Source organism: Nocardia sp. NPDC058705 (assembly GCF_042749305.1).
Lineage (GTDB): Bacteria > Actinomycetota > Actinomycetes > Mycobacteriales > Mycobacteriaceae > Nocardia.
The window spans coordinates 23,545-37,023 of the sequence record NZ_JBHYRN010000003.1; the positions used below are offsets into that span (position 1 = coordinate 23,545).

A 13,479-nucleotide genomic window follows, 5' to 3' on the forward strand; every position below is an offset into this window, starting at 1 on the left:
GGGCCGGGGCCGCGCTTTTGTGCCGCGCGGCCCCTTCTCACTGAATCAGCGGGCTGCTGCCAGGAATTTGTCCATGCAGCGCTCGGCGAACGCGGCCACGGTCAGCGACGGGTTGACCAGGGCAGCCGAGCCCGGCAACAACGAGCCGTCGACGACGAACAGATTGTCGTACCCGTGCACCGCGCCCTCGGTCGTGCAGGCCTTGCCCATCACCATGCCGCCGAGGCCGTGGTAGCTGGAGTAGCTGCCCATCCCGATCTGGCGGGGCCACACCGGAATGCCGTTGGCGGCGAAGCCGTTGCGATCATCGGCGAGCTGTTTGAACTTGCTCGCCATCCACTGCGAACGGAGGTCTGCCTCATTGCCTTCCGGCCAGGGGTAGTTCAATTCGGCTCGACCGAGCGCGGCGTTGTAGTCGATGGAACCGCGGTGGTGCGGGTCGGTGATGACGAGGTGGGTGGTGAGACTGTTCAGGTCGATTCCGCTGACCGGCGGCACCGCCTGCCACGCCATCGAGATCGAGCCGCGCTCATGGGTGTCGTCGTAGACCAGCGCGACACCGGGGCCACCGTGGGTCGCGCCGTACGGGCGTCGATTGTTGAGACGGTTGAACAGGAAGTCGCCATTGGTGCCGTAGCCCTGGCCGACATGCTGGTTGAGGTTGCGCAGGTGCCCCTTGGCCTTCGCCGACACCAGCAGCGCGGGCGTGTAATACGAGCCCGCCGCCATGAACAGGTAGTCGGCGACGACCTGCGTGTTCCCCAACGTGGTGCCGAATTCGTCGATCTGGCGGACCGAGATCGTGAACTGCCGCCCGGATTCCCGGATTTCGGTGACCTCGTGGAGGGGGTTGACCGTGACGTTGCCGGTCTGCTCGGCCCACAGCAGGTAGTTGCGGTCGACGCTGTTCTTGGCGCCCGAATTCGTGCCGTTGTTCATCTCGGCGATCGCGATGGAGCGGATCCGTTCGCCAGCGAGTTCGGCGCGCACGATGTCCCAGTCGATACAGAAGTCGAAGAAGTGCGGCTCCATACCCGCGTCGGCGACGTCCTGTAGCCAGGACCGGGCACCCTGGTACTCCGGGGTGGCGAGGATGTCGGCGGGCAGAGGACTACCGCCCAGGTTCTTGCGCGCGCGCGAGTAGTAGACGTCGGCCAGTTCGGTGTAATCGAGCTCGCGAGGAAAGGTGGCCTCGAAATCGCGGCGGCGCGGCTGGGCGAGGAACCCGCCGAAAACCAGGGAACCACCACCGACTCCGGCGCCGTACTGCGACACCAGGCCGTTGCCACGGACCGCGTCGAGGACGCCGGCATAGCGTTCGATCCGTGTGGTCTGCTGCACCGGCGACAACACGGGGGAGTCGCTGAACCAGGCGGCGCGGCGATCGGGCGCGGCGCTGGAACAGAACGTGTCGCCCGCCGCGGTGATCGGCCACCGCCGACCGCGCTCGAACACGATCGTCTTGATACCCGCCGTCCCCAGGCGGTACGCGGCGACCGCGCCGCCGAACCCGCTGCCGATCACGACAGCGGTCTTGCCCTGATCCGCGCCCGCGGACCCGATCCCCAACGCGCCTGCCGCTATCCCGGCTCCGGCTGCGCGCAGCGCCGTCCTACGTGTGAAACGAACGTCCCTCATGTCGCGGACTGTACCAACCGGTTTCCTGCCGAGCACCGTGAGTTCCGCTGTGCGGGTGGACAACCCCGGCCGCGCTCACCGGCCGGATCTTCCTCAGTCGGCCGAACCCGAGTCGACTCGTGCGCGCCCGGCATCGAGTGCCGGGCACGCACGAGTCGATCAGAGCAGGATCGGACCGCCAGGGGTGGCTTCGCGGGCGATGGCCGAATAGGCCGCTGCCAGCAGTGATGGGTCAGGACCCTCGAGGCGGCCGGGCTTGGCGAGGCCGTCGAGGACCACGAAACGCAGCACCCCGGAGCGGGTCTTCTTGTCGGTCTGCATGGCGTCCATCAGGTGGGGGAGGGCGTCGCCGTCGTAGCTGACGGGCAGGCCCACGCTCTCCAGGATGGTGCGGTGCCGGTCGGCGGTGGCGTCGTCGAGGCGTCCGGCCAGCCGACCCAGTTCGGCGGCGAAGACCAGCCCGACGGATACCGCGGCCCCGTGACGCCAGCGGTAGCGCTCGCGGCGCTCCACGGCGTGGCCGAGGGTGTGGCCGTAGTTCAGGATTTCGCGCAGGCTCGATTCCTTGAGGTCGGCGGCGACCACGTCGGCTTTCACCTGGATGGCGCGGCGGATCAGTTCGGGCAGCACCTCGCCGGTCGGGTCGAGGGCGGCCTCGGGATCGGCTTCGATGAGGTCGAGAATCACCGGATCGGCGATGAAACCGGCTTTGATGATCTCGGCCATGCCGGCGACGATCTCGTTGCGCGGCACCGTTTCCAGAGTCGCGAGATCGACCAGCACCGCGCTGGGCTCGTGGAAGCTACCGACGAGGTTCTTGCCGGCCTCGGTGTTGATGCCGGTCTTGCCGCCGACCGCCGCGTCGACCATCGCCAGCAGCGTGGTCGGCACATGCACGATCCGCACCCCGCGCATCCAGGTGGCGGCGACGAAGCCCGCCAGGTCGGTGGCCGCGCCACCGCCGAGGCTCACGATGGCATCGTTGCGGGTCAGGCCGATCCGGCCGAGCACCTCCCAGCAGAACCCGGCCACGGCCAGTTCCTTGCCGTCCTCTGCGTCGGGGATCTCGATGCGGTGCGCGTCGATCCCGGTGTCGGCCAGCGCTTTACGCACCGCCTCGGCGGTTTCGGCCAGCGGCGGCTGATGGAAGATCGCCACGGTCCGCACGGCACCGCCCGCGTTGACCGCTTCGACGAGATCGCCGAGCAGCCCGCGGCCGATGATCACCGGGTACGGGTCGGCGGTGCGAACCTGGATGATGTTCGGCTCTGTCACGTGCGCTGCTCCGATTCTTTCTGGTCACTGTTATTACGTCGCCCGCCACGCCGACGCGGCTGCCCGCGCCGCCTGCGTTCGTTGGAATTCGCCCCGCGCTCCGCATCACCGGACGGCCCGCCCCGCTGAACCTGCTGCGGCACACCGTTCCGGTTGTCCACCGAGGGTTCCGCAGGCACCGCGGTCGAGGACCCAGCCTGCTCGCCACCACGGCGACCGACCTGTCCCGGCGCACCTGCCGCCCGACTGGCCGACCGCCGCCCGCGACCAGCCCGGCGACTGCTCGCCTGGCCTCCTGCGGTCGAGCTGCGATTGCTCGCCTGGCTGCCGGCGGCCGCGCTGCGATCACGCGCTTGGCTTCCGGCGGCGCCGCTGCGGTTACCCGCTCGGCCTGCTGTGGCCGCGTTGCCCTCGTCTGCTCGACTACCAGCCTTCTGGTCGGCGTCGGTGCTGCGAGTATTCGGCCGAGCCTCGGCGCCAACACGGTTACGCTGCTGGTTCTCGGCGTTGCCTGCTCGGCTGTCCGCCCGCGAACCTGTGTGGCTCTGCGGTTTCTCGGACACCGCACTCGACGCGCCGTCGGTATCCCGGGTGGCGGCGCTGCTCGCGGATCGGATCCGGGCGCCTCCCCGGCGCGACCTGGTACGCCGGGATCGTCTACTCCCGGCCGCGCGCGCCTCGCTCTGCGCCGGACCGGCGGTGCGAGCGGCGCTCGTGGTGTCGTCGACCGAGCCGCCCTCGGTCGCGGACTGTGTTGTCGCCGAACGGTTCCGGTTGTCGGTGCTGCCGCGCCGCTCGACTGCCGTCACGCTGTGCTCGACACCGTCTCGGCGTGCGGCGGCGGCGCGCGCTCTGGCGCGACGCCGATTCTTGGACCGATTACTACCCGTTCCCGACCTGCTCGTGACCGAACCTGAAGCGGAAGAAGTATTTCCAGTGTTGGCGCGCGGGGGTTGCAGATCGGTGCGCACCGATTCCAGACCGAGCTTGGCCAGGATCATCCGCACCACCCGACCAGGACTGCGCCCGTCGGTACGCACCCGCACCGACGCGATCTCCCGGTAGAGCGGGCGCCGCTCACGCATCAGATCCCGGTACTTCGCAGCCGGGTCGACACCGTTGAGCAGCGGCCGGGCACTGCTGCCACCGGTGCGCCGAACCCCTTCGGACACACTGATTTCCAGGTAGACGACCATCGCGTCCCGCAGCAGCTCCCTGGTCCGCGCGGACAGCACCGAGCCACCACCGAGGGAGACCACCCCGTCGTGCCCGAGCACGGCGCGGCGCACCACCTCTTCCTCGATCCGGCGGAACTCCACCTCGCCGTCGGTGGCGAAGATATCGGGAATGGTGCGCCCGGTATCGGCCTCGATCCCCGCGTCGGTGTCGTAGAGCTGCACCCCGAGTTCCCTGGCCAGCTTGCGCCCGATCGTCGACTTCCCCGAGCCGGGCAGCCCCACCAATACCACCCGCGCCACCGGTGTGAGCCCGGCGTCCGTGCCCGGAGCTTCGGAGCCGACGGTCATAGGAGCTTCGGGCGTGACGGTTGCCCCAGCGTCGGCGTCGATGTTTGCCTGAACGTCAGCCTTCGTGGGTGTTCGAGCTTCGTCTGCCGCGTCGGGCTGCTCGGTCGCTGACACCACGGCCTGCCCGGTTGTCGGAGCACTCGGCTCGACGGTCGCCGGTGAGGGGTCCGCGTCGCTCTCCGGCGCGGCCCCCTGCTGCCCCTGCTCGGTCACGGGGTACGGCTGTCCGCGGGCACGTGTGGGCGGCTGCCGATCCGCTTGACGTAACTGGTGATGTTGTCGACGGTCTCGGCCAGCGAGTCGCCACCGAACTTCTCCAGCGCGGCCTGCGCCAGCACCAGCGCCACCATCGATTCGGCGACAACGGCCGCCGCGGGCACCGCGCACACATCGGAGCGCTGGTGAATGGCGACGGCTTCCTCGCCACTGGACATATCGACCGTCGACAGCGCACGCGGCACCGTCGAGATCGGCTTCATCGCGGCACGCACCCGCAGTGCTTCGCCGTTGGTCATGCCACCTTCGAGGCCGCCCGCACGGTTGGTCGAACGCAGCACACCGTCGGGGCCGGGACGCATCTCGTCATGGGCGAGGCTGCCGCGGCGACGCGCGGTCTCGAACCCGTCGCCTACCTCGACACCCTTGATCGCCTGGATGCCCATGAGGGCGGCGGCCAGGCGCGAGTCGAGGCGCTGCTCGCCGCTGACGAACGAGCCGAGCCCGATGGGCAGGCCGTCCACGATCACCTCGACGACGCCACCGAGCGTGTCGCCGTCCTTCTTCGCCGCTTCGATCTCGGCGATCATCGCCGCCTCGGCGTCGGCGTCGAACGCCCGCACCGGGCTGGCATCGATCGCGTCGAGATCGGTCGCGCCGGGCGTGACACCGGTGGTGTTGGCCGCGGTGCCGATCGACACCACATGCGAGATCACCTCGACGCCGAAGGCCTGACGCAGGAAGTTACGCGCGATGGTGCCCGCGGCGACCCGCGCCGCGGTCTCGCGGGCGCTGGCGCGCTCGAGCACCGGGCGGGCGTCGTCGAAGCCGTACTTGAGCATTCCGGAGTAATCGGCGTGACCGGGGCGCGGCCGGGTCAGCGGCGCATTGCGCGCCATGCCCGCCAGTTCGGTCTCGTCGATCGGATCGGCCGACATCACTTCGGTCCACTTGGGCCACTCGGAATTGGCGATCTCGATCGCGACCGGTCCACCCATGGTGCGGCCGTGGCGCACGCCACCGACCAGGGTGACCTTGTCGGCCTCGAACTTCATCCGGGCGCCGCGCCCGTAACCGAGCCGGCGGCGGGCGAGCTGTGCGGAGACATCGTCCGATGTCACCTCGACTCCGGCGACCATCCCTTCCAGGAGGGCGACGAGAGCGGGACCATGGGATTCTCCGGCAGTTATCCAGCGCAACACGCCGACCATCTTCCCATGTCGACACGTGTAACCGGGAATGCGGGCCGACGTGACGAGCGGCACGTCCTCGCCGCGCACGGCCGCGCGGTGGCGGCCACCGCCCTGATCCGGCCGAACCGGCCTGCTGCGGACCGTCGACGACATCGCGTCACCGACCTCGTCCCGGCGCGTCGCATCGCCGATCATGCCAATGCCATCGCGGTCACCGTGGCCAGGCACATCGCCGGACCGTGCGGAACCAGCCGTCGTGCCGGCGCCGCACGCACCCGCCCCGAATCACGACCGAGCGCTGCCCGCAATCGGTCACTGCCGAGCAGCACGGCCGCGGCGGCCGCGGTGAGCACCGGTGCGGCGATCGCAGCCCACACCCATGCGGGCGGCCCGGCGATCGCCGCGGCGGCACCGAGCGCCACCGCGAGCTTCACATCACCCGCCCCGAGCGCGGCAGGGGAGAGTAGATGGGCCACCAGATACGGCATCGTCAACAGCGCGGCCCCGATCACCGCGGTCCCCAGTTCCCCGGTCGAGAGAGCGAACAGGAACACCGCGGCCGCCCCGACGCCGGTCAGCGCGTTGGGCAGGCGGCGGGCATGGATATCGATGACGCCGAGCAACAAGCACCAGGCGATGAGGCAACAGAACGCGGCAGTGGTCATGCCATCGATCGTGCTGCGCCGCGACCACCAAAAGTGGGCCTCACCAGAGAATGTGGATAACTTCCGCGCATGTGAACAAAGCCGTATCCAGTTGCCCGCCGACACGGAATCAACAGCAGCACGTGCCGACGTGTCGCGGGTTCAGCGGTAGCGTTGACACATGTGTGCTGAATACACGGCTCCCGATTACGCGGCCCGGCGTGGCGCCCTGCGGAGTCTGCTGGTGGAAAACGGTGTCGACGCGTTGCTGGTCACCGACCTGGTCAACATCCGCTACCTGACCGGCTTCACCGGATCCAATGCCGTTGTGCTGGTGCACTCCTGGGACATGCGCGGCGCCGAGGACCGCACCGTCATCGGCACCGACGGCCGCTACTCCGCACAGGTCGCCGAGCAGGTCCCCGATCTGCAGGCCGAGATCTGCCGGGCCACCGCGCGCCGCATTCTCGAGCTGGCCGGGGAGTGGCAGCTGGGCCGCGTCGGCTTCGAAAGCCATGTGGTGACCGTCGATCAGCACACCACGTTCGGGGAACTGCGCACCGGCCTGCAGCTCGTCCCCACCTCGGGCCTGGTCGAGCAGCTGCGCATGGTCAAAGACGCCTACGAGGTCGACCAGCTCAGCGCCGCGTGCGCAGCTGGCGACAAGGCACTGGCGACCCTGCTCGAACGTGGGCTGCTGCGTCCCGGCCGCACCGAGAAGCAGGTGGCCCGCGACCTCGAATGGGCGATGTTCGAGCACGGCGCCGACGCGATCTCCTTCGAGACCATCGTCGCCGCGGGCGCCAACTCGGCGATCCCGCACCACCGCCCCACCGGCGCCGTCCTTGCCACCGGCGACTTCGTGAAGTTCGATTTCGGGGCAACAGTCAACGGCTACCACTCCGACATGACCCGCACGTTGGTCCTCGGGCCCCCCGCCGACTGGCAGCGCGAGATCTACGAACTGGTCGCCCGCTCGCAACGCGCGGGAACCGAAGCGCTGAAACCGGGCGCGCAGACCAGCGACGTCGACGCCGCGGCCCGGATGATCATCGATGACGCGGGGTACGGTCCGCAGTTCGTGCACGGACTAGGACACGGCGTCGGGCTGCAGATCCATGAAGCACCCGGAGTGGCGAAAACGAGTACCGGTACACTTCTTGCTGGTGTGGCGGTGACCGTCGAACCTGGTGTTTACCTTCCCGGCCGCGGCGGGGTCCGGATCGAGGACACGCTCGTGGTGCGCGAAGCGGGCCCGGAACTGCTCACCCGCACCAGCAAGGACTTGATCATCGTCGACTGACGTCGGCGCGCAGAACGCAGTAACCCCCAAGTACGCAGTAATACGAACGAGGAGATCCGAAGACAGTGGCGGACACCAGCGACTTCAAGAACGGCCTTGTGCTGAAGATCGACGGTCAGCTTCAGCAGATCGTCGAATTCCAGCACGTGAAGCCGGGCAAAGGCCCCGCCTTCGTGCGGACCAAGCTGAAGAACGTCGTGTCCGGCAAGGTCGTCGACAAGACCTTCAACGCGGGCGTCAAGGTCGAGACCGCGACCGTCGACCGTCGCGACATGACCTACCTGTACCACGACGGCACCGACTACATCTTCATGGACGGTGACACCTACGACCAGATCTCCATCCCGGAGGCCACCATCGGTGACGGTGCGCGCTTCCTGCTGGAGAACATGGGCGTGCAGGTCGCCGTGCACGAGGAGGCGCCGCTGTTCGTGGAGCTCCCCGTCACCATCGAGCTGGTCGTGCAGCACACCGACATCGGTCTGCAGGGCGACCGCTCCACCGGCGGCACCAAGCCCGCCACGCTGGAAACCGGCGCCGAGGTCAATGTCCCGCTGTTCATCAACACCGGTGACAAGCTGAAAATCGACTCGCGCGACGGCAGCTACCTCGGCCGCGTCAACGGCTGATCGTGACCGACTCCCCGGCAGACAAGAAGGGCTCGTTCAAGAAGCTCGGCGCGCGTCACAAGGCGCGCCGCCGGGCCGTTGACCTGCTGTTCGAGGCGGAGGCGCGCGATGTCGACGTCTCCGTGCTGCTCACCGATCGCGCTGACCTCGCGACCCGCGACCAGAGCGTGGCCCCCGTGCACGCCTACACGACCACCCTCGTCGAGGGCGTCGCCGACGACCTCGACCGGGTCGACGGCACCATCGAGGGCTACCTCCAGGATTGGACCCTGCAGCGGCTACCCGCCGTCGACCGGGCCATTCTGCGGATCGCGGTGTGGGAGTTGTTCCACGCCACCGACGTCCCCCCGGTCGTCGCGGTCGACGAGGCCGTCGAGCTGGCCAAGGAACTGTCCACCGACGACTCCCCGTCGTTCGTGAACGGCGTGCTCGGCCAGGTCGTGCAGGTGGCACCCCAGGTCCGCGCCGCCGCGGCGGCAACGGCAGCGGTCAAGTCCGCCCGCGACGAGTCCGAGTCCTGAACGTGGCGAACAAGTACCTGGTGATGGCGATGCGCACCCCGAAGTTCGACACCTCGGTGATCGAACCGCACCGCACCTTCCTCCAGAACCTGCTCGCCGAGGGCCGCCTCCAGGAAAGCGGTGGCTTCACCGACGGCACCGGCGGCGCCTATGTCATCCTGGCCGAAACCCTCACCACCGCAACAACAATCGCCCACTCCGACCCGCTCCACACCACCGGAGCCTCGGAACTGACGATCCACGAATGGAACATCACCATCTCGGCCTGAATCCCGTTGCCCAACAGCCGCACATCCCCCCCGGATGCGCGGCTGTTGCCGTTTTTCGGAGGTTTTTGCATTGGCGGTGCGAATCACGGTGGCGTGCAGGATGATGCGAGGGAGATAGTCGCGGTCGCCGCTCGACCGCAGCAGTGGGGGAGATCATGAGCGACAACCAGACGCTGAGCAGCATGCATATGACGCGCGCGCAATACCTATGGGCTGCACTAGGTTTGGCGGTAGTGTTCGCCATCTTGATCATGGCTCGCGGGAGCGTGCAAAAGATCTTCGAGGTCGACAAAGAGTTCGTACTCGGTATGTCCTTGTCCTTCAGCAGCATCTTCTTTACCAAAGCATTCTCGCGGTCGAGTGTCGCTTCGGCTGTGCATCACATCCACGAACCGCGAGATCCAAATGTGGTTGCCGCACTGGACGCCGCAGTCGATCAGCGACTACACGCGATGGGCCTGCACGAGAACATCGCGCTGCTGAGCCGCGACATCGCAGTGGCGGGCAAGCGGATCAACGAGTTCTACGATCTGCAGGCGATGGAGCCCCGGTTCCACGCGACAGCGCCGCTGCTGCGCGTGGCGCTCACCGATCTCGACGACGCGCTGGCGATCGTGAGCGGGGTCGCCGAGCGGATCGGGACAGCTGAAATCAATCCTGTTTACCACATACCGCCGGGGATGAAATCGCACCTCAGCGACGCATTGCGTGATGTGAGAGAAGCCTCGGCGCGCCGCAACGAAACCTATGAGTCGCTGCGCGCGCAGATCGCCGGTGAAACGGTCGATGACCTCTGGGGCGTTTTCGCGGTCCTCACCTCCGATACGCTCAAAGCCCAGCGCGACTTGGAATCGTTGGCGAGCAGGACGATTCAGACGATCCCCGCCGACCGAATCGCGGTCCTGCAGGGATACATCGCCGCCTCGCTGCTGCGTCTGGAAACGGTGACGGAGTTGATTCGTGCCCGCGGCCTCGAGGAGCCGCACACTCTGCGGATCGTGGCCGAGGACCTGCTCCGTGCCCAGACGAAGGTCAATCGTGCCCTCGAGTTGGGAACCAGCGGACAGCCGACCGAGGAACCGAATACCCCTACTGCGTGACGTCAGATCTTGTGCAGGCAGAACGAGACCGCAGGCGAGGCGTGTGTAATCGCCTTCGTCTCGCGAAACCTCTTCCGTGATGCGTCGCAGACCTTCGAATCATTGGCATCGATACGGGTGTCGACCTCGAACACCCCTGTGCCACAGGGGACTTTGCGGATGCGGTAGAGGTGGGCGTTCACGTTGCCCGGATCGTTGACGCACTCACCGACTTTCGCATTGAGGTGAGTGCAGAGATATTTCGTCGGACTTCTCGTGTTCTTCTGTCGACTTCGGGCGAAGGGCATGTCGCCCGTCGCGCATTTCTGAGTACTCCACCCGTTGGTGATCAGCAACACCGCGTCGGGGTCGGTGCATGCGCGGCGATGGAAGTCCCAGCCGCCTCGTGCGGCACGGGTGTAGTACCCGCAATCGCCGGTCCGCTCCGCATCCGATCGCGGAAAGAGCAGACCCCACGCCACGAGCCCGACCGCACTGATCGGTACGGCAGCGGCCAGCGCGAGCAGAACCCATTTGCGCCTACCGCCGAACATGCGCGCGTTGCGGGCTTGTTGTTCCCGATAACCCGGGCGTTTGCGACGACCGCGGGGTGGCTGCCACTGATCGCCTGGTCGCGGTGGCTGCCAGGTCTGTTGTTCCCGCGGGAGGTTCGGCTGTTCCACCCGGTCAGTTTGCCACTGTCGCAATCGGGCCCGCACATCACTGACCGGTGGGCTGCTGGGACTCCGACGGCCTCCGCCGGTGGGTGTACGAGGGAACCGGCGGAGGCTCGACCGGCGCTGGGTGGGCGCGGTGTCGGGTGTGCGCTGGGCACGAGGTGATCTTGCTACCTCGAGTGGGGTTCAGGTCAAGGGGTGGTGCGATCGGCGTGGACCAGGGGGGCGAGGAAGCCGGTGAGCTGGGCCGTTGATGGTTGGCCCAGGCGGCGGCCGAGGTAGTCGGGGGCGTCGGCGGCGGCTCGGCAGCGGTCCGGGTCGGTGTTGGACGGGTTGTCGGAATAGCGTTCGCCGAGCATGGTCGCCTTGGCGACTTCTCGGCCGGTGTGGAGTTCGTAGACGGCGATCTCGTAGGTCGCGCGGAAGAGATTGACGGTGCGCCCTATCGGTGCGCCGGGTCCGGGGCCGTATTGGCAGGTCTGGACGAGGTCGCGCAGTTCCAGCTGTTTCATGCAGGCGATGAGCTGCACGGTGGACGGGTCGCTCGGATTCCATGCGGTGGGGTCGCCTGGGTTGACCATGGTGGTGAGGTGGCCCGACAGATAGATAGGGCTTGCGCCGTCGCGATCGTAGGGCGCCGCATTCGGGAACGGTTTCTTGTCCTCGCCGCACATCCGGTCGTAGTCCGACATTTCGAACTGGCTCGCCTGCACGGCGGTGATCGCGAAGAAGCCGGCGCCGAACAGTGCGATGAACAGCAGCAACCCGACACCGGGTCCGACCCGGATGCCCCGCCTCGGCGCACGGCGCTCCTGAACGGGGCGGTTGTGCCAGCCGTTTCGCAGCGCCGAGCCCTTCGCTCGCCATCTTTGCAGCAGCGTTGGTCGAGTCGTTCGGTCCCGTTCGACCCAATCGGTCCAGTGCTCCGAGTTCTGCTGGGGCACTTGTTGTTCAGAAGAGTGATAGGCGGGTGCGCTGACCGGGGTGGCGCTCACCCGCGGGGCGGTGCCGGAAGATTCGGAGGCCGACCGCGCAGCGGCAACCGCTGTTCCGACACCGATCGCTGTTCCGACACCGACTGCGGCACCTGATCCCTTCGCGGGCGCAGCGGATTCCTCCGGTGACGATTCGTGGTGATGCTCTGTGCTGTCAGCGCTCGTCGCGGGTTCGTCGTCATCGATTCGAGAATCGTCGATCGGTGGTGGTCCAGGCCGATCGGGGGACTTGCTCAGCGAGACAGCGTTTTCGGGCTCGCTCCTGAGCGGTGGGTCGAGCCCCTCCTCAGGTGAAGTCGCGCGAACGACTGTACTCGGTGAGTGATCCGCACCATCGTCCTGATGCGCTGCCGACTCGTCAGCGATGTCGTCGGCGGCAGTCGGAAGACTCGAGGCAGCGCCGACCGGTTCGTCGCCCGAACGATCGTCGGGTGACGGCTCCTGGCGCTCGGAGCCGCCGGGACCTTCCTCGTCCGGGGCAGGCTCGTCCGGTCCGGTGGAGGGCTGCATAATCGGCGAATCATACTCGGCGACAGAGGGTTCCGTGGTTTCCTGTGCCGATCCTGCCGTTGTGAGCGAAGCTGGGATGCTGGCCGAGGTGGTGGTGTGCTCGCGGCTCGATTCTTCACTCGGAGTGGGTGATTCCCGTGACTCGTCCGGCCCGGTCGATGACGTCGCGACTGCCGCCGGTGACCGATGAGCAAGCCGATCGATAGCGGCGAGGAACGCCGGGGTAGCTGCCTGGCCGACCCGCGACGAACTGCCCGACGCACCGGAACTCGGCGCAGCGCCGGAACCCCCTGCGCCCGAACCGGATACCGAGGTTGCGCTGGGATCGATCGCTGTCGGCGCAGCAGGACGGCTCGTGGTGGCTGGATCGAGCGCGGCGGGAAAACCCTGTGCCATCAGCTCATTCGACGACGGCAGCTGATGGTCCAGGTTCAATGCCGCGAACACCCGGGTGACATCTTCGACGCTGAGGCGGACCGTGCGCCCGCTCTCCGCCTGGAAGTAGTCGTGCAGGGCCGAGGCATCATCTCGATCGACCAGTACCGCGCGATACCCGTCGGCGATCCGGGTCTCCTCGATGGTGATCTCGGCGCCGGGCTGGGGGACCAACGCGATCACCGCGTTCACCCAGCCGAAGATCCCGGTCTGCTGCAGCAGACTCTTCGCGGCGAAGACCTGGCGGCGCACCTGGACGAACGGATTCGGTACCCGCGCCGCGTGATAGAGCGCGGCGGGTTCGCCGTCGATGGTCCACGGCCCGTTCGGCGGCGTGGCGAGGGTGCCCTCTTGGCGGGCGGTGAACCCCTTCACCTCCACGATGGTGACACTTTGCGGCGTGCACACCAGCGCGTCGACCTCGACCGATCCGCCCCGGCTCTCCGGCACATGGCAGCGGAAAACAACAATGCCGCCTGCCTGAAACGCCTGATCACGGACGGCTTCGCCGACGATCTGCTCTGCGCCCTCGAGATCGCTCTCGTCCGCGACAACGACGATCACCACGA

The 13,479-nt window shown here is 67.6% G+C and carries 11 protein-coding genes and 1 pseudogene; 5 read left to right on the forward strand and 7 right to left on the reverse strand.

Annotated features, from left to right (window positions below):
- Window positions 1–45: 45 nt before the first annotated feature.
- From ACFW6D_RS05555 to ACFW6D_RS05575, 5 genes and pseudogenes are all read right to left on the reverse strand, one after another.
- The gene (locus ACFW6D_RS05555) at window positions 46–1,638 is read right to left on the reverse strand and encodes a GMC oxidoreductase (protein WP_379325095.1); all 1,593 of its coding nucleotides are present in this window, start codon (window positions 1,636–1,638) and stop codon (window positions 46–48) included.
- 159 nt (window positions 1,639–1,797) lie between these two features.
- Window positions 1,798–2,913 (reverse strand): 3-dehydroquinate synthase, encoded by a 1,116-nt coding sequence (gene aroB, locus ACFW6D_RS05560; protein ID WP_379325097.1) that lies wholly within the window; start codon window positions 2,911–2,913, stop codon window positions 1,798–1,800.
- A gap of 983 nt (window positions 2,914–3,896) precedes the next feature.
- Window positions 3,897–4,439, reverse strand: a pseudogene (locus tag ACFW6D_RS05565) (shikimate kinase); the annotation flags it as partial.
- Window positions 4,440–4,648: 209 nt separating this feature from the next.
- Window positions 4,649–5,857, reverse strand: coding sequence for a chorismate synthase (gene aroC, locus ACFW6D_RS05570; RefSeq protein WP_379325721.1), 1,209 nt, complete (start codon window positions 5,855–5,857; stop codon window positions 4,649–4,651).
- Window positions 5,858–6,039: 182 nt separating this feature from the next.
- Window positions 6,040–6,513, reverse strand: a complete 474-nt coding sequence (locus ACFW6D_RS05575) for a prepilin peptidase (protein ID WP_379325099.1) — start codon at window positions 6,511–6,513, stop codon at window positions 6,040–6,042.
- A 160-nt stretch (window positions 6,514–6,673) separates the two neighbouring features.
- Here ACFW6D_RS05575 and ACFW6D_RS05580 point away from each other — a divergent pair, with 160 nt between their 5' ends.
- From ACFW6D_RS05580 to ACFW6D_RS05600, 5 genes are all read left to right on the forward strand, one after another.
- Window positions 6,674–7,795: a M24 family metallopeptidase gene (locus ACFW6D_RS05580; RefSeq protein ID WP_379325101.1), complete on the forward strand. Its 1,122-nt coding sequence runs from the start codon at window positions 6,674–6,676 to the stop codon at window positions 7,793–7,795.
- Between the two features lie 65 nt (window positions 7,796–7,860).
- On the forward strand, window positions 7,861–8,424 hold the full coding sequence (efp, locus tag ACFW6D_RS05585) for an elongation factor P (RefSeq protein ID WP_379325103.1): 564 nt from the start codon (window positions 7,861–7,863) through the stop codon (window positions 8,422–8,424).
- Window positions 8,425–8,426: 2 nt separating this feature from the next.
- Window positions 8,427–8,945 carry a transcription antitermination factor NusB gene (gene nusB / locus ACFW6D_RS05590; RefSeq protein ID WP_379238739.1) on the forward strand — a complete coding sequence of 173 codons (519 nt, stop codon included), beginning with the start codon at window positions 8,427–8,429 and terminating at the stop codon, window positions 8,943–8,945.
- A gap of 2 nt (window positions 8,946–8,947) precedes the next feature.
- A complete protein-coding gene (locus ACFW6D_RS05595) occupies window positions 8,948–9,214 on the forward strand; it encodes a YciI family protein (RefSeq protein WP_379325105.1) in 267 nt (88 codons plus the stop codon).
- A 155-nt stretch (window positions 9,215–9,369) separates the two neighbouring features.
- The gene (locus ACFW6D_RS05600; RefSeq protein ID WP_379325107.1) at window positions 9,370–10,314 is read left to right on the forward strand and encodes a hypothetical protein; all 945 of its coding nucleotides are present in this window, start codon (window positions 9,370–9,372) and stop codon (window positions 10,312–10,314) included.
- A gap of 2 nt (window positions 10,315–10,316) precedes the next feature.
- Here the strand turns inward: ACFW6D_RS05600 and ACFW6D_RS05605 are convergent, their stop codons facing one another.
- On the reverse strand, window positions 10,317–10,976 hold the full coding sequence (locus tag ACFW6D_RS05605) for a hypothetical protein (RefSeq protein WP_379325109.1): 660 nt from the start codon (window positions 10,974–10,976) through the stop codon (window positions 10,317–10,319).
- A gap of 185 nt (window positions 10,977–11,161) precedes the next feature.
- Window positions 11,162–13,474 carry an NERD domain-containing protein gene (locus tag ACFW6D_RS05610; RefSeq protein ID WP_379325111.1) on the reverse strand — a complete coding sequence of 771 codons (2,313 nt, stop codon included), beginning with the start codon at window positions 13,472–13,474 and terminating at the stop codon, window positions 11,162–11,164.
- Between the last annotated feature and the right edge of the window lie 5 nt (window positions 13,475–13,479).

Excerpts from the sequence above, each read along its gene's own strand:
- ACFW6D_RS05555 (WP_379325095.1), bottom strand. The coding sequence starts at position 1,638 with ATGAGGGACGTTCGTTTCACACGTAGGACGGCGCTGCGCGCAGCCGGA.
- ACFW6D_RS05575 (WP_379325099.1), bottom strand. The coding sequence starts at position 6,513 with ATGACCACTGCCGCGTTCTGTTGCCTCATCGCCTGGTGCTTGTTGCTC.
- ACFW6D_RS05580 (WP_379325101.1), top strand. The coding sequence starts at position 6,674 with ATGTGTGCTGAATACACGGCTCCCGATTACGCGGCCCGGCGTGGCGCC.
- ACFW6D_RS05600 (WP_379325107.1), top strand. The coding sequence starts at position 9,370 with ATGAGCGACAACCAGACGCTGAGCAGCATGCATATGACGCGCGCGCAA.